This window comes from Chitinimonas arctica (assembly GCF_007431345.1).
Classification (GTDB): domain Bacteria; phylum Pseudomonadota; class Gammaproteobacteria; order Burkholderiales; family Chitinimonadaceae; genus Chitinimonas; species Chitinimonas arctica.
Window position 1 is genome coordinate 187,515 of the sequence record NZ_CP041730.1, and the last position, 25,958, is coordinate 213,472.

Below are 25,958 nucleotides of genomic sequence, written 5' to 3' on the forward strand. Positions count from 1 at the left end.
TGTTCCGTGACAAGTCATCCTCGCAGAGTGCAGCCGCAATCCTATTGGGGTAAATTCGCTTCATTCCCCAAGCTATTCGCCCAGAGGCGAACAGTCCTCCGGTGGATCCGCCCATTCGCCCAACGGATCTTTGGGCGGAAGCGGTTGCGCGCGGGCAGCACAGATGTACCCGCCTTTGGGGAGGGGAATCAGTTCCAGAAATTCGTTTTCGCATACCGTCGAAATGCTCACCCCCCACTCGGCCTTACCCGGCTCCGGCATTTCGTCCATGCAACCTTTCGAAGTTGCTGTAATAGTTTCGATTACGATACACCCTTGTAGGCCTGTGACCTTATCTGCGGGGGTCACGCGCGTAGCGTAAGTGCTGAGAAAGGCTGCTCCAGTCATGTTCAATGCATTGCACTCTCCAACGCGCGGCGTACTTTCCGTTCTGCTGGGAATGGACAAACCCCCACAGGCTGCCCCCACGGTACTTCCCCGCGAGGTATAGACGCCGCTGACGACCGTGTCGATTCTAGCCTCATACACGGGTGTTTCAAGAGAGGCCGATTGACTAACAATCGATGAAGTTACCAGCGCGAATATGCTAAAGCGGCGCCAGCCGCTTTTAAAATAGTTACGCATTTTCAAGGCCTTACTTCCTGAGCTTGTTTTGTTTTACTAATAAGCAGATCTATTCTTGCACGCAAATATTTTCCGAGAAAATAAGCCGTCACTCCGACGAGCAGCATGGCCGGTGTCACACCATGTGTAATCATTTCACTCAGCGAGGAAAGATGGCTAAAGAAATAGTTCACATTCATCATCATTAAAACGAAAATGTTCCATACCACTTCCATCAAGAATAAGACAATGACGGCCTCGGGCCACTTCACCCGTCCAGAAACTCCCATCAAGCTCATCGGAATGGCCACAGCCAAAGTCATGCTAAGCGTGCCATGCTCCAAGCAGGCAAGGACCATCGTCTCGCAGATCTTATAGCTAAGTAGCAGCACAAAAAGACGAAACACCAGCTTAATGATTTTCATGCAATTTCCTTTAGAAATCCCCAAGTACTGCCGATCTAAAAACTTTTCGTCATGCACTTGTTGTAGTTAGTCTCGCACGTCGTCATGGCATCCGTATCCACGGAACCATCTGGTGCGTTTGCCTTTCCATAACAGGCTGTTCTATCCTGATGACAGCAGAGTGTCGGAGTACGCGCGCAGGCACCCCTTACATTAACCTTGCATTGCTGTTGAAGCTTCCCATTTAGCCATGCCCAGCCACAATAATCGCGTTTGCATTCTTGATAGCGCGGGGCATCATCACCCGGGTCATAAGGTTTTTTCGGCTCCCTCGGTAAATCAAAATGCGCACCCGGCTCCATGGATTTACATCCAATACCACCACGCGTGCATTGAATTTCCAGACCAAACGGATCGACAAACAACAGCGGGTTTGCACCGACATAAAGGTAAGTGTTGCTCCCTCCAGCCAAGCCAATCGGATCGGACTGGATATAGCGTCCAGAAGCCGGATCATAGTCCCGGAAGTAGTTATAGTGCAGACCGCTTTCGACGTCATAGTACTGCCCGTCGAAGCGGAGGTTGTAGACAAACTTACTGCCAGTCTTCGCGGGGTCTTGGTTGGGTTGAACCGTGCCGAATCCGTCACTATCCCAACGCCACACGACCTTGTTGGCGGTATCTGTTACCACCCGTGGCGAGCCAAGCTCATCCGGCTGCACATAAAAGACGGTTACACCTGCGCCATTCGGTCGCAGCGTTGCAACCGGCAGGTTCTCCAGCCAAACCGTTTCTTGTACCAACTTGCCCGCCGCATCATATTCGCCCAATAGATGACCTTGCAGATCGTAGACAAACAGACCGCCGGTTTTGCTAAACCGCTGACCTAGGCCGTTGTATTGATAGTTGGTCGTAACGCTGCCCTTCTTGACGGACACCATGCGTCCGCGGCTGTCGTAAGTGAAGGTGCGTGTCGCATCCTTCACGATGCTGCCGGCAGCATCGACGCTGATCGGAGAGACGACGCCGGTAGCGACGTTGGTGATGGCATTCAGCTTGTTGCCGCTGTAGTCATAGGTGTTACCGCTGCTACCGCTCTCGTCCGGCGCCCAGCTCAGTCGATTGCTATTGCCATCGTACGCATAAGTGAAGTTACGCCCCGCATTGCTTTTTTCCCAGACCAAGCGGTCCAATTCATCGTACGCGAATGTTTGGTTGCGCTTGCCATCGAGCACATCAACAATGCCGGTTAGATTACCGACGGCATCGCGTTCCAGTTTGCGCGTCAAGGCGCCCTCGGAGCTGATATTGACCAATTGTCCAGCCAAATCGAACAAACGCTGATGGCGCTTTCCATTGGCCCAAGACCAAGCCATCGGTATTTTACTCAGGGGCAGCCAACTGAGATCACTGATGATGGCAGTGCCATTCACGCTCACACCATTTGGCTGGCTTTGATTCGAAGCATAATTGAAGCCAATGACTTGACCGGAGGGGGTAGTGAGACTGTTTAGCCTACCCGCCGCATCCCGATTATAACGGGTAGTTAGATTAATACTCCCTACCGTTTGCGTCAGCAAATTGATTTGCCCAAGCCCATCGTAGCCAAAACCAACCGTGGCGCCACCACCGACAATGCTGCTTAGCGCACCAATACGCGCCGAGTCGTAAGTATAATTTATGAGGGGACCACCAGCGTAACTGATGCTCGCCACACGTCCGATCACATCGTAGGTGTAAGTGCTGACTTTACCACGGGCATCGGTCCGAGTTTTGATCAAACCGTTTGGTAGGTAAGTATATTGCTCAATACCCGTATCGGGACTTTGTCTTTTTAGCGTCTGGCCCAGGCCATTGACCGTATAATTTGTGCTCTGCCCATCTGGCGTAATGACGCTGGCTATCTGGCCAAGAACGTTATAGCCAGAGAGGATGGAATTCCCATCGGGACGTGTCGAACTAATTAGTGAATTCAATCCATCATAAGCGTATGTATTGCTTCGACCAAGCGCATCGACCTGATCAATGAGATTACCGTTGGCATCATAGCTGAAGCGGGTGACCTTCCCCAGTCCATTGCTGATTGAGTCGAGCTTTCCCGTCAATGGATCGTAAGTGAAGATTTGTTTCGTGACGACGCCCAAAGCATTAGTTCGACTTTCGGTCAATGGCCGACCTGCGTTATCCAAGGTGTAGGCGATACGCCCTCCGGTGGCATCTTGGATAGTAGTTAGTCGATCTGCGCTGTCATAAGTAAAGCTAGCGCTTCCGCCATTTGGCCGCGAAACCGAAGCCAATTGTCCATGTAACGTGTATGTGTAAGTCGTGCGGCTACCATTGGTGGTCAGCTCAATGAGACGACCAAGGTCGTCGTAAACATAGCTCGTCACCTCGCCGGTGGGGGCCGTGATACGGAGAGGACGGCCATGCGCATCGTTCTCGTTAATCGTCCAGGTATGATCCAGGGCATTAGCAACGCTAATCAACGCACCGCTGTTGTCATAGCTGTAACGCGTCTTGCCGGTGCGGGGGTCGGTGACGCTCGTCACCCGACCGGCCGCATCGTGGGTATAGGTCCACGTCTGGCTTTGTCCACCCGCAGTCATCGTTTTCGTCAGCGAATTGCCTTGACCGTCATAGGTATACGTCACTTTGTTGAGTGGCGTGTTCAGTTCCAGCAATTTGCTCTGCGTACTGTCGGTCCGTTCGGTGCTCACCAAACCGTTTGGATAGGTCGTGGTAACCAGCGTGCCGGTACTGTCATATTTGCGGCTGGTGGTATTGCCATTGAAATCCGCGTAAGTATTCGGCCGGCCGATATTGTCGTACCCGATGGTCCGCGCGGATCCATCGCTTCGCGCAATGGTTGTCGGTTGTAGCGCGCCCTTTTTTGCGAAGGTGAAGCTGCGCGCAACCCCGCGTGCATCGGTCAAGACACGGCTGCCGTCACCGCTATCCACCAACGTGGTCGTACCAAGTCCATCGGGGCCGCTGACCGTACTGACCAACTTAGCCGGGGTATAGCTAATCTTTTCAATCAGCGCCCCAGCTGCGTCGTCAACCTGAGTTAGCAGCTGCGGTGCACCTTCATGATGATACTGATATCGCTCGCCGCTCCCCGCCGGACCGTAAACGGCGGCCAAGTTGCCTATCGTATCGTAGCTATAATTGAGTACATAGCCGCCAGGTCCAGCGATCTGGCGCAGCGCCCCATTGGCTTGGTAATAAAACGAAAGTACCCGCCCGCCCATCGACGTGACCGTAGCGAGATTGCCGGCCGGATCATAATCGAGGTTGGCGCTCCAGCCGTTCGCCTGGGTAAAGGCGCTCAACTTATACACGTTGCCGGGTCCCGTCGGCTTGAATGTCTGCACCCTGCCATCGCGCCACGTCACTGTATAAGCCGCACAATTGCTGACCACTTGATTAATCGCCGTCAAGTTTTCAGGATTGGGGGCTGGGGTAGAATCGCTGTTGGTCTCGGTCGGCGCGATGCACTCGACCGACGCCTTGCGATCACTCATGACTCTCCACGGGCCGGTGGCAGTATCGCTGCTAAGCATCAATTGCTCGCCCTGCGCCCCAAAGATCACGGCTCGGCCCGGCCAATTGAAGGTCCGCGTTTCGTAATAAGTGGTCGGCTGGCCGTCCGACTCCCGAATCTTGTAGAACGGCCCATAGGTATGCGTAAAACGCGTATATGGTCGGATCAGGAACAACTGCTCGGTGAGGAATGGCAAAGTCCAGCCGGGATTCCCCAATGCACCAGCGGGTACCTGGAAGGCGGCGTGTGCATTTGCACTACTATAAGTTCTAACCAAGGAAAGCTCGGGTTCGGCTACATTCTCGTAATCGACGACGGAATGACTGTAGCTCGCGTTGGCGGGATGAATGGCCGCAAAAGTGGAGACTGGCAACGCGGCAACGGCAAATACTTTCGCCACAGCGAAAGCAGGAAAATTCAACTTCACTATTTCTTCCTTGGAATATTTCGAACACGCCAGTACCGCATTACAAAGATTGCAATGTATTAGCTAGTAAAGACATCTAACGCTTTACCGAAAAACAACCCCATCCGCTCATTGCCCATAAACGAGCGCAACAAGGTACCTGGCTGGGCACACGCACCAACCAGAGAGCAATCGAAAAAGGGAACAGCCGACTCGCCTACCCAGAGCGGCCGGTACTTTACCATAAAACAAAAAATATGCAAGTATTTCAATACCTTGCAAGCGAGCAACAGGCATTGAAATCTCTTGAAAAGTCGCCTACACAAGGCCTCTGCCGGGTTTGGGGTCCAGTAAAAAGCGAGGCCTGCAACACGCTTGATCCAGGAGGGGGAGGGATGAATGTCCTATGCGACGCGCTCAACTTGGGGGTTAGGAATTTCCCTGGCCCATGCCGCTGGGCCCCTCCCTCGCTGACACATGCCCACAAGTACCAGCAGGACAAATAAGCGGATTTTTAAAATTGCAGAGATAAATAAGCCACTTTGAATTGTCTTGAAAAAACATCCCCTGCGTTGACAAGGCTAGCGCTCGCCTCAACGCATATAGACGAACCCAGACGTCCCAACGCTTTATTCACTTAGCCTCGACGCTGTCCCAATTGGTCACATCGGCATCGTCGCCGCTACCGCCAGGCTTACCATCCTTGCCATAAGCGACAATATCGGCATCGCGCCCTTGGTCGCCGGGCGACTTGTAGACATAGGCATGACCCCAGGGGTCGGCCGGTACGCGCTTCTTCAGGTACGGACCGCGCCAGTTGCCTTCATTGGCTGGTGCCGCCACCAGCGCAGCCAGGCCTTGCGCGGTGGTCGGGTAGCTGCCGACATCGACCCGGTATTGGTCGAGCGCCTTGTCGAAACCGTCGATTTGCGCACGGGCGACCTGGGTTTGCGATTTGCCGATCTGCGAGAAGTACTTGGGACCGACGAAACCGGCCAGCAGGCCGATGATCAGCAGGACGACCAGCAGTTCAAGTAAGGTAAAACCAGCGTGTTTGGCTCTCATTTTCGGCTTTTTTCCGGTTCGGTCGGGGCATCCGGCCCCGTATCGGGTTGATAGATAAACTGCCAATCTCGGTAGTGCTTGGCGCCCTTGAAACTTGCCAGCTCAGTTGGAAAGCCATCGATCTTCTGCGGCGCCTGCATGGAGAGGGAGTACACCCCCATGATGCCGCCACTGGGGGCCGGTACCAGGCCCCACTCCTGCGTGGCGCGGATCGGGTCACGGTACAAGCGGCGCAATGGCCGCTGCGGCCGAAGTGGGCGCTGGTCCAACAACAATACGTCCAGCGTGGGCGGATAGCGCACGCTGCCGCTGCCATTGCGGTAATAGGCACGGATAGCAGCTTGGTAGGCCTGGCCGACATAGAGCAGCTCGGCTTCACGTTCACGCAGCTCGGCCGTACGGCTATTCTCCAGCGCGCGCGTGGTCAGCACCGCCAGGATGGCGACCAGGAACAACGCAACCAAGTAGCTGAAGCCCTGCTGGCGCCGCATCACCAGTCCTTGAACCAGCTTTTGTCACGTGCTTGGCCGGGCGCCGCACTGCGAACGTCGGCGATAGCGCCGGTACCGCTCTCGGTCGGTGCAATCGGCAGCCAGCTCTCCTTGCTCTGCGTCAGCGGGTCGATCGGGATGCGGCGCAGGTATTTATGGTCGACCAAGTCTTGCAGCGTTTCAGGGTATTTGCCCTTGTCGGCGTAAAACTTATCGATGGCATCGCGCAGCAGGTACAGATCCTCGCGCAGCACATCCTCCTTGGCCCGGTCCAGATTGCCGAAATAGCGTGGCGCGGCCAGCGACAGCAGCGTGGCGATGATGGCCAAGGTGACCAGCAATTCGATCAGGGTAAAGCCCTTGGTGCGCATGCTTACCACTCCCTGTAGGCCACGCCGTTCAGGCCGGTCTGCGTGGAGAGCGAGTAGACGTCGAACACATCGTCGCCGGCCAACGGCTGGTCCGGCGGCGAGTCGAATCGGCGCATGCCCCAGGTCTGTTCGGCGGGCGTACTGGCGGTCGGATAGAAGGGATCGCGCGGCAGGCGGCGCAGGAAATACAGCCGCGCGCCGCCCGGCGCCTTGGCATTCGGCACCCCGGCTGCCAAGGCGACGAGCGTGGGTGGATAGCCATTCTGGCTGCCGGAGGCATCTACCGGGACAATGCGCCCATCAGCCGTGGCGGCTTTATAGGCATCGATTGCCTGACGGATATCCCGCAGCGCGCGGCGCAGCTCGTGTTCCTTGTGCCGCTTGAGCGTGGTCTGCGCTAAAGGCATGGCCATGGCCGCCAGCGTGGCGATAATGGCCAGCGTGGCCAGCAGCTCGATAAAGCTGAAACCGCCCGCACGGCTGGAAGAAAGTCGGCGCGGCATGATCAAGGCGCGATGGTGAGCGTATGGCGTAGCGGCAAGGCCGGCCGCGGCAGCGCGGCGCCGGAGCCGACCGGCGACATGCCGACCAAGCCGATTTCAACAGGTGGGCCAGCGAGCAGCGGTTTCACTTCGATCAACAGCAAACTGCCCTGCCCGCTCGTGCCTGCTCGACTTGGACTGGCCAGGCCGACGGCGATACGGCCGCTGCCGGCATCGACCAGCTGGTTGAAACTGACCGATGTCTTACCGAAGAAATCGCCAAGCCGTACCGACACCACCTCGACACGGTTGGGATCGAATATCAACTGCATAGGCGCGGCGCGCACGGGGTCGGCGCTGTCCAGTAGCAAACGCAATTGCACGGTTTCACCGACCTTGGCCTGGGCCGGGCCTTGCCAACGCAGACGTAAGCCGCCGGGCTGCTCGGCTGCGGCGGTCTCGGTCGCCGCAGCGGCGGGGACCGGGGTGGGAACGGGCGTAGCAGCGGGCGTCACGGCGGCTTCGCTCGTAGCCGGAGCAGGAGCAGGAGCAGGAGCAGGAGCAGGGGCGGGCAATGCTGGCTTCGGCGCCGCGACCGGCGTCTCCAGGTTGCGCAACTGCAAAGGCTTCAGCCGCAAGCTGGCCTCGGTCCCGGACCAGAACGACTCCGCCGCCGGCGATTGCCGCTGTAGATTGCGTATCAAGCGCGGCGTGATCGACAGGACGATCTCGGTTTTTTGCTTGTCGTCCTTCTGGCTGGAGAACAAGCGGCCCAGCAAGGGCAGATCGCCGAGCAAGGGGATGCGATTGGCCGAGGAACGGTCTTCGTCGCTGATCAGGCCCGCGAGCACCTGGGTTTCGCCATCCTTCAGCCGCAGCACGCTATTGGCGCTGCGGGTACCGATCTGGTAGGCCTGCGAACCGTTGGTGGTCTTGACCGCACCGACCAGCGAACTGACTTCCAAGGCCACCTTGAGGCCGATCTCGTCGCGCAGATGCACATCCGGCTCGACTTCCAGCTTCAGGCCGACATCCATGTACTGGATATTCTCGCTATTGAAGCCGGTCGAGGTGGACGTGGTGGTGACGATGGGCACCTTGTCGCCGATCAGGATCTTGGCTTTCTCCCGATCGCGCACACGGATACGCGGATTGGCCAACAGCTTGGCATCGCCATCCTCCTGGTGGAAGGTCACCGTGGCACTGGGCAAGGTAATGCCCAATTTGCTGGCGTTCAGATTGCGCAGTTCGCTCAATTTGAAGCTCGGCGAGGCCGCATTGGTGGTCGAATTGCTGGCGTTGTTGGTGAGCGGTGCCACCGTCAACTGGTCGGTGAGCTTGACGCCGAGATCGAGCAGGCGCGAGCGCTTCACTTCCAGCACTTCCACTTCCAGCATCACTTCCGGCTCGTCCAGGTCCTGCAGCGCGATCAGCTTTTCCGCCAGGGCAATGGTGTCGGGTGTTTCGCGCAAGATCAGCATATTGAGCTTGTCGTCGACGTACACTTCCTTGAGCTTGAGCACGGTCTTGAGCAGATTGGCGGTCTGCTTGGCTTCGCTATTGGCCAGGTAGAAGGCCTTGACCAGCAGATCCTGGTATTCGCGGCTCTTGCCGCCGGTATTCGGGTAGATCAGCACGCTGCCCGAGTTGAGGATCTTCTTGTCCAGCTGGTTGGTGGTGAGGATGACATCGATAGCGTCTTCCAGGCCGGTCTGCTTCAGGAAAACCGTCGTGCGCTGATCACCCCTCACCTCGCGGTCGAAGATAAAGTTGATGCCGGTGGTGCGCGATAGGGCCTCGAACACCATCTTCAGGCTGGCATCGCGAAATTCCAGATTGATCGGTTTCTGATACATGGCCCCGAGACTGGGTGCGCTCAGCAAATCTTTCGCCTGCAGCGTCTCGATCTCGCGCCGCAGCGCCTTGGCCTCGGCATGGTTGGGGTTGTCGGCCAGGGCCCGCGCCAGCCATTGCGCGGCCTGCTCGCTATCGCCCTGCTGCAAGGCGGTGCGCGCCCGCCCGGTCGCGTCGACGGCTTGCGCCAGCCGGGTGAGTTGCACCAGTCCTGCCTTGGCACGGGCATTGTCGCGATCAAAGCTCAGGATAGCGCGGTAGTGCTGCTCGGCCTCCGCCTCGCGCCCCGCCGCCAGCGCCGTTTCGGCCCGGCTCAGCAATTGCCGGACGGCAGTTTCGCGCTGCTGCAGCCAATCGGCCCGAAAACGGGTATCGCGCGGCTCCAGCTCGGCCGCCTGCTGCAGCTCGCGGATGGCCTCGGCGTATTGGCCGTCCGCCATGGCGGACAGACCGGCACGGTGGTGGCGATCGGCGGCGCAGCCACCCAGGCCCAACAGGACCAAAAGAATCAAGGTGCGCCCAGGCGCGGTAGTGAAAATCGGCATAGCGGTTTATTCCGAGGCAGCAATCGGGAGAATCTGCTTGTCCCCGGTCGGTAGATATTCGAATTCGATGTGCTGGGCATCCATGCGCAGCACCTTGTAGCGGCCTTCCAGCGTATCGCCGGGACGCGCCAATAGCGTCTGTTCGTCGTGGCTCAGGTACATGACCTGCGCACCGCCATCGTTAAAGCTGCCCATATAGCGGAACGGCAGTGCAGGTGGAGCAGGCCGTGGCGGCGGAGGCGGCGGCCCCACCAACTCGGCCTCCTGGACGGGTTTGGGTATCGGCGCAGCCACGGGCGGCGGCGCCTGCCAGTTGCGCGGGGCGAACGGGTCGGCCACGGCTAGCAACGGCGCTGCCGGCACAAGCAGCGGAGTCGTCACCGACGCCGCCTTGACCAACAACGGCCGGGCAGCGCCAGGCGCAAGCACCACTTCGACCAGCTCGACCTCATCCTCCTCGACCGGATAGACGATCGCCACCAGCGTAGCCGCCAGCAAACCCGCCCAGATCATCCAACGACGCCGCGCCGCGTTATCCATGGGACGGCTTCCGGTAAAACGCCGAGATCGTCGCTTCACAGCTCAGGTCGGCCAGGCCAATGTCTTCGCGGCTGCATTGCACGCCATCGATCACGATATTGGGCTGCCCTGCCTGCAAACCGGCCAGGAAACGCCGCACCGCCGGATAACCGGCCAGTAGCGTCAAGCTGGCGCGATAGCGGAGATAGGGCTGGTTCGCACTGTCGTCGAGCGTGAAGGACAGCTCGTCCAGCGGTAGCTTGGCCTGGTCGGCCGCCTGATTGAGCGCGCCGAGTAATTGCTTGCTCTCGAATGCCGGCAAAACCACCGCGTTGTCGGTGGGCTTAGCCACCAAGGGCATCGCGCGCGGCTGGGATGCTTGCCAGGTTTGCGCGGTTTCCAGCGCCAGTTGGCCTTGGCGAATATGGGTAGCCAGTGCCAGCAGGAAAGCCAGCACCGCCAAGCCCAGCGCGGCCACCAGCCGTGGCTGAGCGTACAGCAGACGACGGGCTTGGAAGCGGTAGCGGGACAACAACGGAGGCATGACGAGGGAGCGGAAGACAAGGCAAAGGGCGCGGATTATATCGCAAGTCTTTGCTGTATGTCCTTATTAATTAAGGATTTTCCCGCACGAAGCGACAGATGCGGTCAGCGCCGCAGTCCTGGCGCATCGTGTGGTGCGCCAAGTATGGCGAGGCTGATCGCCCTGTATGAAAGAACCGGCAAAGAACGCTAAGCGCTAGCGTCTAATCGTGAGGCACTGCCGCGCTTTTCTTGGATATCCGGTCGAGATTTTTCTGTGCGTCAACCTCCCCCTGGGCCGCGGATTTTTGGTAAAGGTCGAGCGCTTGCTGAAGGTCTTTCGCCACCCCTAGGCCATGCTCGTACAGATAGCCGAGATGGTTCTGCGCAAGCGCATTTCCTTGGGCTACGCCCTTCCGATACCACGCAGCGGCCAGGGAGTAATCTTGCTGCACCCCATTGCCGGCCTGATACAGCTTTCCAATGCTAGCTTCCGCAGTAGCATTCCCCTGTTTGGCACTTTTTTGATACCAAATCATCGCTTGCGCATAATCCTGCGGTACGCCGTAGCCTTGTTCAAACAGGTTGCCAATATTGCACAGGGCAGCGGGATGCTCTTGATTCGCTGCCTTGCGATACCAGGCCATTGCCTGTGCATAGTCCTGCGGCACCCCGGAGCCGGCCTCATACATCAATCCGAGATTGAATTGCGCGCGGGATAAACCCTGCCCGGCGGCCTTTCGATACCAGTCAAGCGCTTGAGATTGATCCTTCAGCACACCCACACCAGTACGATATAGTGTCCCGACGGTGTTCTGCGCCTTAGCCAACCCCTGATCGGCCGCTTTACGAAACCAAACGGCAGCTTGTTCGTGGTCCTGTCGTACACCGTTCCCCTTCTGATACATCAAACCAAGATTGAACTGTGCGTTCGCGAGCCCCTTTTCGGCGGCTAGACTAGACCACTTCATGGCTTGTGCATCGTCTTGGGGCACACCATGGCCTTGGTGGTACAAGTTTCCAAGATTGTCCTGTGCGTTAGCATTGCCCTGCTCCGCGGATCGGCGATACCAAACCACAGCCTGTGCATAGTCCTTTGCTACGCCGATGCCGTGCTCATACATCCAGCCCAGGCTGGTCTGCGCGTTGGCATGCGACTGATCGGCAGCCTTGCGGTACCAAACCAGGGCCTGAGAAAAATCCTTCTCTCCTCCCATCCCATAGTCATACATCCCGGCTAAGCGGTACTGTGCTTCCACGTACCCCTGCTCGGCAGATTCTCGAAATAGCTTTCTCGCCTGCGGATAGTCCTGAGGCACTCCCAAACCCTGCTCATACATGATTGCTAAATTATATTTAGGTACCGCTTCCCCCTGAGCCGCCGCTTGGCGAAAAAAGGTCAAGGCCTGAGCATAGTTCTTCGTGACGCCCCGGCCGTTCAGATACATCGTCCCCAGCGTATTCCGCGCCACGACATCACCTTGTTCGGCCGCTTTGCCGCACCAGCTTAGAGCCTGCCCGTAGTCCTGCGGTACACCCCGGCCGGTGTAGTACAGCACGCAAAGTTGGGCCTGCCCTTCCGTGTTACCTTGTAGCGCGGACGCACGAGACCACTCGGCAGCTTGCACATCGTCCTGCGCCACCCCTACGCCATGCAAATACATGTTGCCGAGTTTGGATAGTGCCTCCGCATATCCTTGCGCGGCTGCTTGGCGGTAAAAGGCGACGGCTTGCATAGGGTCTTCTGGGACACCTCGGCCCATAGCGTACATTGTCCCTAGATTCGTTTGCGCCACGGCGCTACCTTGCTGGGCAGCTTTGCGGTACCAGGCGACAGACTCGGCATAATCCTTAGTCAGTCCCTTGCCAAACTCATACATCCAACCGATGCCGATCTGCGCCTCGACGTCGCCCTGCTCAGCGGCCTTGCGGTACCAAGCTGCTGCTTCGTGATAGTCACGCGTGACGCCTAAGCCGTTCGCATACATCCCGCCAAATCTGAATTGCGCCGAGGGATTGCCTTGCTTGGCCGCTTCCGCATACCAGGTAAGTGCCTGGGTATAGTCCTGTGATACGCCACGACCATATTGATACATCATGCCAACATATTCCTGCCCCTTGGCGTTCCCTTGCTCGGCGGCTTTACGGTACCAGGCCAATGCGTGGCTATGATCCTGCGGTACCCCGCGGCCGTTATCGAGCATTGTTCCGAGATATACCTGACCCTCGGCATTTCCCTGCTCTGCGGCTTTGCGATACCACGCCACCGCGTGCATAGGGTTCTCTTGTACGCCACGGCCGAGTTCATACATCAACCCAAGTTTGGCCTGAGCAAGGGCATACCCCTTCTCGGCTGCTTTGCTGTACCAATCGCTTGCCAGTGGATAATCCTGGCGCACGCCCCGCCCGACTTCGTATAGGGCGCCCAAGCGGGTTTGCGCATAGGCGTTCCCCTGTTCCGCAGCCTTGCGATACCAGGTCACGGCCTGAATATCGTCCTTTGGCACGTCCAGACCATATTCAAACATTTCACCCAATGCAGCTTGTGCAATTGCATGGCCTTGTGCAGCGGCCTTGCCGTACCAAGCCGCTGCCTGCGCATAATCCTTCTGCACTCCACGGCCCAGGTAGTACAGAGACCCGAGGTTGAACTGTGCCATCGCATAGCCTTGCGCAGCGCTCTTGCGGTACCAAACCACAGCTTCGTGGTAGTCACGCGAGACGCCTTGACCACGCTGATACATTGCGCCAAGACAGTTCTGCGCAGCCGCATCGCCATCGTCGGCCAACGCACGCCAGGCACTGAGCGACATTTGATGAAGGCCTGCTTCGTAGTTGCCTTCACGCCCGTCCATTCCCGCCCAGGCCATACTGGACAATCCAATCGCTACCGTAAGTAGCCAAACCCGCAACTTCATTCCATATCCTTCTGATTTCCTGCATGTTCTGACAGCCGATGGGCTGTCCGCCGGCCAAGCGCGAGGCCATGGCACAATCTTGGCTATATAAAGACATCCAGCCAAATGGATCGTTTCAACGGTCGCAAAGCGTTTAAATGCCGGCTCCGAGAGGATGTTCACAATCACGGTCTTAAAATCGACTGGCGGGCGAAGCACGGCCATCTAGGACTTGTGCCAATAACTGTACGCAACCCGAGGTCGCAACGACGACCGACGAGCAAATCGGGATCGCAACGACGAACGACGACCAGCCGCCACCCTATGAACCCAGTTATTGGGAGATTTGCAGCGATTCGGAACCGCCGCCCTGGAGGGATGACGCCAACGAGCAGGAACCGCCACCTTATGAAGCGGGGTATTTAGAAGCCTGCGCCGATTCAGGCCCGTCGCCTTGGTGGGATGACCAGGGCGACAGGGACTATTTCGACGGTAATGCCAATTTTGAGCGGTGCTATGACTGAACCAAAGCATAGTTCATTCGGGTTTGAAACCCGGTGATTGCCTAGACCGAACCACACTTCATTTATCAGACAGCAAGTTATCACTTATCTCAGACCACGCGGTTTTACCAATCATTGCGAAATCCATAAATTCGCAAAGCGGTCTTTCTGCTATCAGCTTTCTTGTCAACGCATCAATTTCTTCCGTCACATCTGCTGTTGTCTCATCCCCATACCATACACCAATAGATGGATAAATGCTAACGTACTTGACTTTTATAACCTCAAGCCGCATTAGTGGATATTTATCCTTGAATTCCACGCGAAGCTGAGTCACCAGCCAATTAAGCAGCGCAACTACAAACTCCACATTCCGAGCCGATGAAACCCACTTGTCAATTGCTTCCGGCTCAACAATTTGGCAGCCTTCATAAGTCATTAATTTTTCTCCCGAATGTACTTAGGCTTAATGCCACGGTCATTCAAATATTGCAGCTCACGAGCGGTGAAGTACCCATTTGGTTGCCCCTCAACAAAACCACCCTTCACCCGTGGCAACGACTGCGGATTGGTGAGAATAATGAAATTATCACCTCTATCAATACGGTCCTGTAGCCACTTTTTATTTTCGGTCCATGTAACCCTTGAATCACCAGGCCCTGGCATCCTGCCAGTCTTAGCCCAGCTGTCGATATTCGGATCATCGGCAACTCTTCTAAGATCGTCCATTCGACCAATCGCCGTGGTTTTCTTGGAAGAAAGCGCCTCAACGGCTCCTTCAATCACCCTTTTAACCGCAGCTCCCGGCACACGAAGCGGGAGGGCATTCGAATTAAGTTCAGTGACATCCCCGAGAACCGATGACATTGAGTACGGGATTTGACCACGAGCTTCGGCGCGCCTTACAAACTCAGCGTTGCCCGCAAAATTGCCGGCCCCAAGCTTCGCAAGGTCAGCATCCGAATAGCTGCTGTAGTCCGGACCGGTAAAGAACTCCTTAACGCCCTTCCAAAAGCTGCCCGCACCGCCCCCACTACTGTTTGCGGCACTGCCTTGAATGGCCGAAGCCTTCCTCGGAACAGAACCATTGCCGGCTTCGTTCTCTCCCTTTTGCCTGATGGCAACCGGTATCATCACACTACCGGTTTCACCTTCCGCCCTCGGGATACGAGAGCCGGTCACTTCCACCGTTTTCGCTGCTTCAAACCCCGTTGGATCGGTCAGATTGGTCGGATTATTCCACACGTAGCTGTAGCGGTTATAGCTCTGGCTATGCTCGGGATCCTGGATGATGGGGTCGGCGCTCATAAAGCGCGCCACCAGCGGGTCATAGACCCGGCCGTTCATATGCACCAGGTCCAAGCCGTCGAGCATCTCGTGACCGGTAAAGCCCTTGTTGTCGATCACCCCGTCCACGTTGTTGGCGCTACCGTTCAGGTTGCGGCGTTTGCCCCAGGCGTCGTAGCTCAGCCTTTCCTTGAGCGCGCCGGTCTGGTCGCTGATGGCCACCACGCTGCCGAGCCGGTCCTCATGGATCCAGTGCTGGTCGGTGCTGCTACCCTTGTCGATTTCCACGCCCAAGCCGTTCGGCCAGTAGGTCTTGATGGACTTGACCGTGCTGCCGGTGGTTTCCGCTTCGATAGCGCCGGCGTAATAGATGGTGGTGCCGTCGCTCTTGATCTGCTTGGCGCGCTGATGCTCGGTGCCGTAGGCAAATTCGCTGGACGTGCCGCTACCGCAGCGACCGTCGGCGTTCAGGCTGCCGGTGGTGATGCAGTGCGGCATATCGAAGCTGGTCCAACTGAGCTTGCGGCCGGCACCTTCGATCAGGTTGCCATTGGCGTCGTAGCGGAAGGCGCCCACGCTGCTGATGCTGCTGACCGCATGCGGGCCACCGCTATTGGCGGCGCGCACGGCCTGGCCTTGTGGCGGGTAGGTGTAGGTACCCACGCCGGTCTTGCTCAGCATATTGCCGATGGCGTCGTAGCTGAACTCCTGGACAGGCTGGTTGGTGCCGATCGCGGTCGCTTTGCTGAGGCGATTCAGATCGTCGTAGGCAAACGACTCCGTCAAGCTGCTGTCCGCCCAAAACTGGCTGCGCTGCTCGATATTGCCCAACTTGTCGTAGAGATAGTTCTCACGCCATTGCAAGCCGGTCTGCGGACTCGTCAGTTCCCCATCGCTCAGTCGGCCGGTATAGACGTTGTAGGTCTGGGTCACCTTCAGGCCATTACCGAGCTTGACTTCGATGACACGATTGGCGGCGTCCTGCTTGGTGGCCTCCCATAGCGCACTGCCCTGCCGCACGATCTTGTGCAGATAGCCGTATTGGTTGTAGCGCTGCTCGAAGCGCTTGGCCTTGCTGGCGTCGGTGCCGCGCTGGTGGGTCTGGCGCAGGGATCGGCCCCAGGCGTCATACTCGGCTTTGCTGCTGTAGACCGTGTCCAGGGTCAGCGTGGTGGTGTCCGGACGGCCCAGGCTGTCGTAGCTGTGGGTACGTTGGTAGTCCTTGGTGCCGCTGCGCAGCGTGTAGGCCTCCGTCAGCTGGCCGATACCACGGGCCGCCGTGTCGTAGACCCAGCGGCTTTCCAGGTTCGGTTCGCTACGGCTGGTCAGCCGGTCGAGATCGTCGTAAGTCGAGCGAGTGACCTGCTGTTTGGCGTCGGTCTGTTTCCAGACGCGGCCCAGTGGATCCACGTCGTAGTGGATGGCGCCCAGGTCCAGATCGTTCAGGTCGGTCTTGCGGCCCAGCAGGTCGTAAGTGATACGGACGATATTCTTGCCCGGATCGATGATCTGGGTCAGGTTACCGAAGGCGTCATGGCCGTACTCGGTGATGCCGCCCTTGGCATCCTTGCTGACTTCCAGCTGGCCCAGCACATTGCGGATATCGGTCTTGCTTTGCGGCTTCGGGTTGGTCAGGACGGTTTGCAGGCCTTGATAGATGGTCGTGGTGACCTGCTCCGCTTCCTTGCCCACTCCGCCGCCCTCGTTCAAGGTAGCGACCAGGATCACCCGATCCAAATCGTCGTAGCCGTAGCGGCTGGCCTGTAGTGGCGTGCTGCCGGCAAACGCTGGCTGGTAGCTGATCTCCAGCCGGCCACGGCGGTCGTAGCTGTGGTCGGTGTTGATGACCTGCCCAGCGAAACCCCAGCTCTGGCTGCGCAAGGCATGGCCGGCGTTGTCGCTGTAGACCAGGGATGGTACGGCGATGCGGTCGGCGCCCTTGTAGCTGTCGGTGATGGCCACTTGCATTGCGCCGGCAACGGGGCAACTGCCGTTGCATTGCTTCAGATAGCTACGCGTCTCGGTGCCATCCGCGCGCTGTTCGGCCAACTTGCGGCCGAAGCCATCGACGGTCCAGGTGGTTTTGAAACCGTTCGGGCCAGTCAAACTGGTTTGCGCGCCGGTGCGGAAGTCGTAGACCAGGCTTTCGCTATGGCCGGCGGCGTTCTGGCGGGTTTTGACGAAGCGGCCTTTGGCGTCGTATTGAACATCTTCGACGGTACGGCTGCGGTCGTTGTTGCTGACCGGGTCGCGCCAGGTCTGGGTCTTTTTGTTGACTAGGCCAAAGGGATTACCGCTACGGTCGAAAGTGGTCAGCAGCTTGAGCTTGAGGCTGGCGTCGTTGGGCTCAAGGGTCTCGCTGGCCGGCAGGCCCTTGGCATCGTAGCCATAGGCGACGGTACGGCTGATGGTCTGGCCATAGCCGTCGGTCTTGGCATTGACGGTGCGGCTAAGCAGGCCTTGCAGCCAAGGTGCGTCGCCGGCATTGGCGGCCTGGTAGGTGTTGACCGTCAGGTTGCGGAAGGTCTTGCCGTTGCCGCTGATCAGGCTGTCGCTTTGCTTGAGGTTGCCCCAGTCGTCGTAGCTGTTGGCGGTGACGGTATGGCCCAGTGGGCTGCGGTCCAGGTCGTACTTGTCGCCGATCTCGCTGCCGCTATAGACGAACCAGGTCGGGCTACCGTTGGGCTGCGCGAGGGTGCGGACTTGCGCATCGGCGGTGGTCTCGCTGAGGACTGCGCCGCTGGCGGCAAGGGTACGCTTACGTTCCAGCATGCCCCGGCTTTGCCACTGCGCCGGGTCCTGGCGGGTGGTGATCAGGCTGCGGATGCCGCTGGCCTGGGCGGTGGTCTCGATCACGCGGAAGCCGGGATTGGCACGGCCGGTTAGCTCGACCGCGCCGGCGGCGTAGCGATAGCTGGTAACGATTGGATCGGCCACGCCATTGTCGATGCGCAGCTTGCTCACAACCTTGGTAGGGCCGGGGGCAATGCGGCGCAGCGGATAGCGCACTGTATCGGCAGCAGCGGGGTCGAGCGCGGCGGCGCTGGTCAGGTAGAGATTGCTGTCGCGCAGCGAGCCGTATTCGACTTGGCTACGGCGAAGCGTGCCATCGGTGACGGCAAGCAACTTATCCAACGCTTCGCCAGGCTGGGCCGTTGACTCGGCGCTAAACACTTCCCATTTGCCGCCCGGCGTGTAATTGACCAGGTCCATGCGGCCATCGCCGTTGAAATCGCCGGTGAGGAAGCGCGACATTTCCAGCCAACGCGCGCCCAAAAAGGCTGGGCGCCCTGGGGGTGTGGTGGGGTACGGTACCTGCGGCAGCGTCCAGCTTTCGCATTGGTAGCCTGCGCTGCCGGTGATCCGGCAGACGCGCTGCGCGCCGCCGTAGGGGTCGCCGGCCAGGATATCGGCTTCGCCATCGCCATCGATATCGCCGACGGCTTTGATCCGGAAATCGACTTGATCGGGACCGGCGCCGCTGAGGCGGTAACCGGTATCGGCTAGCGCGCGGCAGTCCAGTCGGGCCGCTGCCTCGCCAGTCGCATAGCATAAGCGCCCGCCGGTCAGCCAGTCCTTATCGCCCCCCTCCAAGCCAAACAGCAGATCGGTGTAGCCGTCGTGGTTGAAATCGGCCACCAGCGTGCTTTGCCAATGGGCGAAGACAGCCATGCGGGCCAAGAAGAATCCGGTCGGACTCCCTTTCTGGACGCTCAGCTCGATAAAGTCGGCCACCTTGTGGTTGGCGGCGCCCTTTTCGCTGCGGATATTGCCCCACACCCCGGTATGGGTGTCGATCCAATTGCGCCGTTCGGTATCGAAGCTGGCGCGGGTCAGCCGCAGCGGATCGGCGCGGCCATCGCCATTGATGTCGGCGCTATCGCCGCTATAGCTGCGGGCCAGCAAGGGGCCGGCCTGCCCCAGGTCGAATTGGCCGCTGGCCAGCAAGCGGCAGCTGAAGGCGTTGCCGCTGGAAAGACAGAGCTGCTCATTGCTGGAGGTGCCGACTTCCGACGAGTAAACGCTGCCGGGCAACAGGATATCGGTGCGGCCATCGCCGTTGAAGTCGTAGGCGGTAGGGAGACCACTCCGGTTGCCCCCCGCGATGGCGTCCGCCTCGGCCCAGGCGCTACAGGTAAAGCCTTGACCTTCACGAAAGCGCGCGTAGCAAAGCTGGCGTTTGCTGAAGAATTGGCTACGGACCACGCCATAGCCATCGACCATGCCCTCAGCACCCAGTAAGTCCAGCTGGCCGTCGCCGTCGAAGTCGCCCGTTTCCAGTACGGTAAAGGCGGCAGGCTGGCCGGTGAACACGTTCTGGCTGTCGAAACCACGGCCATTGCCCAGGAACAGCCTGTGCATCCGGCCACCGACGCGGCGCTTGTCCAGCATATCGGTGTAGCCGTCGCCGTTGAAGTCGCCCATCACGATCATATCGAGTGGATCATTGCCTTCCTCGGGCGGCTCGCTGCTCGAATGCAGCGGGGGCGGCATACTCGCCACCCAGTCTTCCAGAATCGGTCCGTCCCAGTTGCCCAGGCTGACGAAACGCTTGGCCGTACCGGCTGCCGGTTCGCCCCATTGGAAGGTGGTGGCCGGCAGGCAGCGGCCGGCGCCGTCACAGCGTTTCACGCTGCGTAACAGACTGCGCGCACTGCGCGGGCTTTGGGTATAGCCAAGGGTATAGACGCTGGCGATCTCGCCGCCGTCGCCATTGGCCGCCGTATTGACCGCCGTGGTGATGGTCTTGAGCCGCTTCAGCAGATACGCCTTGCCGCCAGCGCCCCAGCCGGTGGTGTTGTCGGTATTGTCCGGGCGGGTTTCGTAGCCGAGCCGGACGATCACGTCGGCGTTGGTGGTGGCATGGCCGCCGTAGCGATACCAGGCGGGCAGGTTTTCTCCCGTGCTGAGGTCGTGCAGATAGCCCAGGGTCATGCGGTTGCCCGCGCGATCTTCCACCCGGTCCAAGGCCCAGCTGATGGCCTCGGTCTTACCTTGGGCCTGTACATAGCTATTGGCCTGGCCGTCCAGGCCATTGACGCCGAAGTACTGAATCTGGCCAGCCTTGGTCTCGACCTTGAAGCCCAGCTTGCCATTGGCGCTGAAGCGGCTGATGCGGCTGAAGCTGTCGATTTCGGTGCGGTATTGGGCGTTCTCCGCCCAGTAGTTGGCATCGCTCATCGCCAGGTTGACCAGGACCAGGCGTTGGCCATCCAGGCACAGGCGGTCGCGCGTGTCGAAGCGGACAGTATCGTGCTCGCCATCCTGGGCAATGCTGCGACTGCAGCGTTGCACGCTGGACCGGCCGCTCAGGCTCCAACCCAGCCCGGCGAGGCCGCTGCTGCCGTTGCTGTTGTAGTTGAGACTGAGGCTTGGAGCCAAACCAGCGGTACCCGGCGGGACGGCAATCGGCAGGCTATAGCTGGCCGCGCCACCGCCAACACTGAGCTCGCCTGGCAGACTGCCGGCATCCACCCCGCCAGTGATCAGGCCATCTACATAGCTGGAGGCGAAGCTAATCTTGACGGGGGTATCACCGCCGCCTCCCTGACTGGCCGTCACGGTCACCGCAACCGGCGCACTGGTGGTCACGCCACCCAGACTATCAACCAGTTTGGCCGTCAGATTGGCATAGTTACCCACCGGCACCGCCATCCAGCTGTAGCTATACGGCGCACTGCTGTCTTCGCCCAGCTTGGTGGAGCCGTTGTAGAACTCGACACGGGTAATGCTGCCGCTGCCCACGGTGGCCGTGGCATTCAAGGTAATACTGGCCGGTGCCGTCAGGGTCTTGCCGGCTTCCGGGCTGCTCAGACTGATGGTCGTATTGGGGATGACCTGCACGTAGCGGTGGGCCGCATACAGCGTGGTATTACCCTGCTGGATACGCGCAGTGATCAGATACGGTGCAGCGCGCGGGGCGGCCCCGCGCTTGGTCACATAGCAGGTACCCGCTTCACTATCGGCCGTAACCCCTTGCGCCTTACCCAGCCATGCACCGTCGAACAAAAAGGACACATCGTCGCAACTACCCGTGCCATTGCTCAGCTTGATCCGCATAAAGATATCGGACACACCCTTGTACACCGCCCCATCGGCCGGGGTGGTCAGGGCAATGCGCAGGCTGCCCGGCATGGTGCAGTTGCGGTCCTCGCAGGGCAGTACCAGGCTGCCGCTGGGGGCGGTGGCCTGCACGAAGATCGGGCTGCCGGCGTAGCTGCTGGTATAGGGACTGAGATCAAAGCGCAGGCTGTGGCCGACGCTGGGGGTGCCGCAGGCGGCTTGCACGGCGGCGTTGTCCAGCTCGTCGCTGAGGTTGGCCAGATTGGCGGTGCCGATCGGCACACCGCCCAGGGCTTGGGTGGGGGCGTTCAGGAAGACCTGGTAGCTCATGGCTTGCGCCGTACCGGCCTGGCAGGTCCAGCCCACCAGTTGCGCCTTGCCGTCGGCACTGCTGCGAATGCCGCTCAGGCTGCCCAGCAGTGGGCTGGTGGTGATATTGACCGGGACCGGCGTGGAGTCGGTGCTGGCGCCCTGGTTGTCGGTGGCGCGCAGCTTGAAGCGGTAGAAACCGGCCGGCAGATTGTGGACATGGCTCAAGCTGGCGGTGGGCGTCGTACCCGGCACGGTCTTGAGGGGGGTGGCGCTATAGCCGCTGCCGCTATCGAGCAGCAGTTCCAGCTTGGCCACTTGGCCACCGACGTCGCTGCCGCTGCCGGTCAAGGTGATGGCGGCGGTTTGGCCGGCGGCAATCCGTACATTGCTGGGACTGGCACTGAGCGTGGCGGTAGGCCGGGCCGGATTGGCGCCGGCAACCGTGTTGAGGATTTCGACACTGCTGGTCGAACCGCCGGGACCGGTAGCGGTCCAGGTGCAGCTTGACGGATAGCCGACCCAGGCGGCACTGGCCGTGCTGGGGATATTGCCGCTGGTGGCCAGAGCCAGATTGCTGACCGTGTAGCCGGTACCGCTGGCGGTACAGCTTAACGACACGGCGGTGGCGTTGGTGGTAGACCAAGTGGAGGTATACGCCTGCCCCGCCGTCATGGTGGTGGGATTGCGCTGTACCGTGATGGTCGGTGCCGGCGGCTTGACCGTGGTCAGCGTTTCCCCCTTGCTGCTGGAACCGCCGGGACCGGTAGCGGTCCAGGTGCAGCTTGACGGATAGCCGACCCAGGCGGCACTGGCCGTGCCGGGGATATTGCCGCTGGTGGCCAGGGCCAGATTGCTGACGGTGTAGCCGGTACCGCTGGCGGTACAGCTGAGCGAGACGGCCGTGGCATTGGCGGTGGACCAAGTAAGGTTATACGGCTGGCCAGCCACCATGGGCGATGGCACGCGTTGCAGATTGATCGTAGGCGCGGGCGCAGCAGCGACCGTGGTGAAATAGTCCGGTGCGGCAGCGCTGCCGTCCGGGCCTTTGGCGGTCCAGATACAGCGTGAGGGATAGCCGACCCAGGCGGCGCTGGCCGTGCCAGGCGCACTGCCGCTGGTACCGACCGTACCCGTACCCGCAAAGCCGGTACCGGCGGCGGTACACTCGAATGTGACCGAATTGGCGTTGCTGGTGCTCCAACTGACGCTATAGGGCTGACCGGCAATCAAGGGCGTGGGCGTGCGCTGCACATTGATGGTCGGCGGGGCAGCGAGCACCGTGACGCCCACAAGCAAGGCACCTAAACGTGCCAGCCAATCCGTACCACGTGTGTTGCCCGGTACCGCCAAACGATGTGCCACGCCTGCTTTACGCATTTTGGTTCTTTTCGATAAATCAATGTGATAACGCGCACAACGGGGACGACGGCACGCCCGGCCAAGCGCCGGGGCGCGGAATATATACGAGCGGGATTGGGGCAGGCAAGTGGATTATTGCGGCGCAACATTCCGCAATGGGATGGCTACCAAGCGGAAGCGGCCTGCAGACTGGGTTTGCGCGGGAGGCAGAAGAACAGATGACCAAGCGCGATGCCCGGGTCGTGGGCAAAAGCAACTCGGTCGCAAGCGCCGCCGATTGCGATCCCTGCGCCAAGTTCTATCGCACCGTCTGTGAGGGGCTGCGCTACTGCCCCCCCTAAGTGGCCTATTCGCCCTGGGTCCATCCCCCACCCGGCAGCGCTGCATTCTCGAAGCGCGAGAATTGCCCCAGGAAGGCCAGCTTGACGATGCCGGTCGGGCCGTTACGGTGCTTGCTGATGATGACTTCTGCCAAGCCCTTGTCCGGCGAATCCGGGTTGTAGTACTCATCGCGGTACAGGAACATGATCAAGTCGGCATCCTGTTCCAGGGCGCCCGACTCGCGCAAGTCGGACATCATCGGCCGCTTGTTGGGGCGCTGCTCCACCGAGCGCGACAACTGCGACAGGGCAATGATGGGGACGCGCAGTTCCTTGGCCAAACCCTTGATCGAACGCGATATTTCACCCAGCTCGGTGGCGCGGTTCTGGTCCTTGCCCGACCCTTGCATCAGTTGCAGGTAGTCGATGATGATCAAGCCCAGCTGGCCGCCGAACTGCCGCGCCAAGCGGCGGGAACGGGCCCGGATCTCCAGGGCGGTCAAGCCCGGGGTCTCGTCGATGAAGATATTGGCCTCGCTCAGCTTGCCGGCCGCATAGGTCAGCTTCTGCCAATCGTCGTCTTCCAGATTACCGGTCTTGATCTTGTTGGAATCGAGCCGGCCCACCGAACCGACCATACGCATGACCAGCTGCGCGCCACCCATTTCCATGGAGAAGATCGCCACCGGCAGGCCGGCGTCGATCGCGACGTTTTCCGCCATATTCACCGAGAAGGCGGTCTTGCCCATGGAAGGACGGCCGGCCACGATCACCAGGTCGCCCGGCTGCAAGCCCGAGGTCCGCATATCCAGGTCGGTGAAACCGGTCGGTACACCGGTCACGTCGGTAGCGCTATCGCGGCTGTACAACTCGTCGATCCGGGTCACCACCTGCTTGAGCAGCTCCGGCATGCCCAGAAAACCCTGCTTGCCGCGCGCCGACTGTTCGGCGATCTCGAAGACCTTGCCTTCCGCTTCGTCCAGCAACTGCGACGCTTCCCGCCCCTTGGGGTTGTAGGCGCCATCGGCGATCTCCTCGCCGATGGCGGCCAACTGCCGCATGATGGAGCGCTCGCGCACGATCTCGGCGTAGCGCTTGATATTGGCGGCGCTGGGTACGTTCTGGGCCAGGCTGGCCAGATAGCTCAGGCCGCCGATATAGCTGAGCTGATTGATATTATCGAGCGACTCCGCCACCGTGATGGCGTCCGCCGGCCGGCCGGTTTCGACCAGCCGGGCGATATGCCGGAAAATAACCCGGTGGTCATCGCGATAGAAGTCGGCTTCGTTGATCGCATCGGCGATGCGGTCCCAGGCGGGATTGGAGATCAGCAGGCCACCCAGCACCGACTGCTCGGCTTCGACCGAATGCGGCGGCGTGCGGATGGCGAGTATTTGCGCGTCTTGCGGCGCATCGTCGCGTTCAAATTGACGGATATCTTCTTGATCGAATTGCATGACGGCAGTGGGGGCCTTAGGATGCGCGACCATGAGGCCACATATAAAACCGCATTCTAACGGACATCGTGCCGGCTACCATCGCTATGCTTGAAAGATGCCGCGTACCCGCGCCACGGTAATACCGACACCCGCCATCCCCCGTCCGGCCGCCCCTTGCCTGGACTCATTCCTACCCTAACAGCTGTACTTGCCGATCCCCTTTATGCCTCAAGTCCGCAAATCCGTTTTGGTCCCCTACCCTGCCGCACTGATGTTCGAATTGGTTGACCGTGTCGAGGATTACCCTCGTTTTCTGCCTTGGTGCGGCGAAACGCGCATCCATCTACGCGACCACGATTGGACCATCGCCACCATCGGCATCGACTACCTGGGCCTGAAGTCGAGCTTCACCACCGAAAACCGCAAGCAGCCCGGCCTGATCACCCTTGAACTGAAGGATGGTCCCTTCCGCAATCTCACGGGCGCCTGGCGCTTTACCGTGCTGGCGGAAGATGCCTGCAAGGTGGAATTCGAACTGGATTACGAGTTTTCCAGCCGCGCCCTGGAAGGGCTGGTGGGACCGGTATTCGGCAAGATCGCCGGCACCTTTGTCGATGCCTTCGTCAAGGAAGCGGAAAGACGGCGCGCATGAGCGAATCAATCGAAGTCGAAGTCGAAGTCGTCTATGCGGACCCAGCCCGGCAGCTGATGCGGGTGGTGCGGTTGCCCCTTGGCGCCACCGTCGCCATGGCCATCGATGCGGCGGCACTGGCGACCGAACTGGCCGATGTCGATCTGGCGGCCTGCCCGGTCGGCATATTCGGACAGGTCTGTGCCCGTACCAAGGTGCTGCGCCAGCATGACAGGGTCGAACTCTACCGGCCCCTGATCGCCGACCCCAAGGATGCCCGCCATCGCCGGGTGGCGCTGGGCAAGACCATGAAAAAGGCCGATTGACCCAGCTTTTTGACC

16 protein-coding genes are annotated in these 25,958 nt (G+C 59.7%); 2 read left to right on the plus strand and 14 right to left on the minus strand.

The window, feature by feature from the left end; genetic code table 11:
- Positions 1 to 72: 72 nt before the first annotated feature.
- The 14 genes from FNU76_RS00905 to dnaB form a co-directional block, all read right to left on the minus strand.
- Complete coding sequence (locus FNU76_RS00905; RefSeq protein WP_143855946.1) at positions 73 to 630, minus strand: hypothetical protein; 558 nt, start codon at positions 628 to 630, stop codon at positions 73 to 75.
- Positions 627 to 1,028 (minus strand): hypothetical protein, encoded by a 402-nt coding sequence (locus tag FNU76_RS00910; RefSeq protein WP_143855947.1) that lies wholly within the window; start codon positions 1,026 to 1,028, stop codon positions 627 to 629. The genes FNU76_RS00905 and FNU76_RS00910 overlap by 4 nt, the downstream gene beginning before the upstream one ends.
- A gap of 35 nt (positions 1,029 to 1,063) precedes the next feature.
- Positions 1,064 to 4,978 (minus strand): RHS repeat-associated core domain-containing protein, encoded by a 3,915-nt coding sequence (locus FNU76_RS00915; RefSeq protein WP_143855948.1) that lies wholly within the window; start codon positions 4,976 to 4,978, stop codon positions 1,064 to 1,066.
- A gap of 612 nt (positions 4,979 to 5,590) precedes the next feature.
- Positions 5,591 to 6,022: a type II secretion system major pseudopilin GspG gene (gene gspG, locus FNU76_RS00920; protein ID WP_143855949.1), complete on the minus strand. Its 432-nt coding sequence runs from the start codon at positions 6,020 to 6,022 to the stop codon at positions 5,591 to 5,593.
- The gene (locus tag FNU76_RS00925) at positions 6,019 to 6,513 is read right to left on the minus strand and encodes a type II secretion system protein (protein WP_143855950.1); all 495 of its coding nucleotides are present in this window, start codon (positions 6,511 to 6,513) and stop codon (positions 6,019 to 6,021) included. The genes gspG and FNU76_RS00925 overlap by 4 nt, the downstream gene beginning before the upstream one ends.
- Positions 6,513 to 6,884: a type II secretion system protein gene (locus FNU76_RS00930; protein WP_143855951.1), complete on the minus strand. Its 372-nt coding sequence runs from the start codon at positions 6,882 to 6,884 to the stop codon at positions 6,513 to 6,515. The genes FNU76_RS00925 and FNU76_RS00930 overlap by 1 nt, the downstream gene beginning before the upstream one ends.
- A 2-nt stretch (positions 6,885 to 6,886) precedes the next feature.
- Complete coding sequence (locus FNU76_RS00935; RefSeq protein WP_143855952.1) at positions 6,887 to 7,387, minus strand: type II secretion system protein; 501 nt, start codon at positions 7,385 to 7,387, stop codon at positions 6,887 to 6,889.
- A gap of 2 nt (positions 7,388 to 7,389) precedes the next feature.
- Complete coding sequence (locus FNU76_RS00940; protein WP_143855953.1) at positions 7,390 to 9,765, minus strand: secretin GspD/PilQ domain-containing protein; 2,376 nt, start codon at positions 9,763 to 9,765, stop codon at positions 7,390 to 7,392.
- Positions 9,766 to 9,771: 6 nt separating this feature from the next.
- Positions 9,772 to 10,305: a hypothetical protein gene (locus FNU76_RS00945; protein ID WP_143855954.1), complete on the minus strand. Its 534-nt coding sequence runs from the start codon at positions 10,303 to 10,305 to the stop codon at positions 9,772 to 9,774.
- Entirely contained in the window at positions 10,298 to 10,828 is a 531-nt protein-coding gene (locus FNU76_RS00950; RefSeq protein ID WP_143855955.1) for a GspMb/PilO family protein, read from the minus strand. The genes FNU76_RS00945 and FNU76_RS00950 overlap by 8 nt, the downstream gene beginning before the upstream one ends.
- 202 nt (positions 10,829 to 11,030) lie before the next feature.
- Entirely contained in the window at positions 11,031 to 13,724 is a 2,694-nt protein-coding gene (locus FNU76_RS00955; protein ID WP_179958295.1) for a tetratricopeptide repeat protein, read from the minus strand.
- Between the two features lie 561 nt (positions 13,725 to 14,285).
- Positions 14,286 to 14,645 (minus strand): hypothetical protein, encoded by a 360-nt coding sequence (locus FNU76_RS00960; protein WP_143855957.1) that lies wholly within the window; start codon positions 14,643 to 14,645, stop codon positions 14,286 to 14,288.
- Positions 14,645 to 23,245: an RHS repeat-associated core domain-containing protein gene (locus FNU76_RS00965; RefSeq protein WP_143855958.1), complete on the minus strand. Its 8,601-nt coding sequence runs from the start codon at positions 23,243 to 23,245 to the stop codon at positions 14,645 to 14,647. The genes FNU76_RS00960 and FNU76_RS00965 overlap by 1 nt, the downstream gene beginning before the upstream one ends.
- A gap of 328 nt (positions 23,246 to 23,573) precedes the next feature.
- Complete coding sequence (gene dnaB / locus FNU76_RS00970; protein WP_143855959.1) at positions 23,574 to 25,004, minus strand: replicative DNA helicase; 1,431 nt, start codon at positions 25,002 to 25,004, stop codon at positions 23,574 to 23,576.
- A gap of 205 nt (positions 25,005 to 25,209) precedes the next feature.
- Between dnaB and FNU76_RS00975 the strand changes: the two genes are divergently transcribed.
- Both FNU76_RS00975 and FNU76_RS00980 read left to right on the plus strand, forming a co-directional pair.
- Positions 25,210 to 25,638, plus strand: coding sequence for a type II toxin-antitoxin system RatA family toxin (locus tag FNU76_RS00975; protein WP_143855960.1), 429 nt, complete (start codon positions 25,210 to 25,212; stop codon positions 25,636 to 25,638).
- Positions 25,635 to 25,943, plus strand: a complete 309-nt coding sequence (locus tag FNU76_RS00980) for an RnfH family protein (protein ID WP_143855961.1) — start codon at positions 25,635 to 25,637, stop codon at positions 25,941 to 25,943. Before FNU76_RS00975 ends, FNU76_RS00980 begins: the two co-directional genes overlap by 4 nt.
- Positions 25,944 to 25,958: the final 15 nt, after the last annotated feature.

Coding starts and splice junctions, on each gene's coding strand:
- FNU76_RS00910 (WP_143855947.1), bottom strand. CDS start 1,028: ATGAAAATCATTAAGCTGGTGTTTCGTCTTTTTGTGCTGCTACTTAGC.
- gspG (WP_143855949.1), bottom strand. CDS start 6,022: ATGAGAGCCAAACACGCTGGTTTTACCTTACTTGAACTGCTGGTCGTC.
- FNU76_RS00925 (WP_143855950.1), bottom strand. CDS start 6,513: ATGCGGCGCCAGCAGGGCTTCAGCTACTTGGTTGCGTTGTTCCTGGTC.
- FNU76_RS00930 (WP_143855951.1), bottom strand. CDS start 6,884: ATGCGCACCAAGGGCTTTACCCTGATCGAATTGCTGGTCACCTTGGCC.
- FNU76_RS00935 (WP_143855952.1), bottom strand. CDS start 7,387: ATGCCGCGCCGACTTTCTTCCAGCCGTGCGGGCGGTTTCAGCTTTATC.
- FNU76_RS00940 (WP_143855953.1), bottom strand. CDS start 9,765: ATGCCGATTTTCACTACCGCGCCTGGGCGCACCTTGATTCTTTTGGTC.
- FNU76_RS00945 (WP_143855954.1), bottom strand. CDS start 10,305: ATGGATAACGCGGCGCGGCGTCGTTGGATGATCTGGGCGGGTTTGCTG.
- FNU76_RS00950 (WP_143855955.1), bottom strand. CDS start 10,828: ATGCCTCCGTTGTTGTCCCGCTACCGCTTCCAAGCCCGTCGTCTGCTG.
- FNU76_RS00955 (WP_179958295.1), bottom strand. CDS start 13,724: ATGAAGTTGCGGGTTTGGCTACTTACGGTAGCGATTGGATTGTCCAGT.
- FNU76_RS00960 (WP_143855957.1), bottom strand. CDS start 14,645: ATGACTTATGAAGGCTGCCAAATTGTTGAGCCGGAAGCAATTGACAAG.
- FNU76_RS00965 (WP_143855958.1), bottom strand. CDS start 23,245: ATGCGTAAAGCAGGCGTGGCACATCGTTTGGCGGTACCGGGCAACACA.
- dnaB (WP_143855959.1), bottom strand. CDS start 25,004: ATGCAATTCGATCAAGAAGATATCCGTCAATTTGAACGCGACGATGCG.
- FNU76_RS00975 (WP_143855960.1), top strand. CDS start 25,210: ATGCCTCAAGTCCGCAAATCCGTTTTGGTCCCCTACCCTGCCGCACTG.
- FNU76_RS00980 (WP_143855961.1), top strand. CDS start 25,635: ATGAGCGAATCAATCGAAGTCGAAGTCGAAGTCGTCTATGCGGACCCA.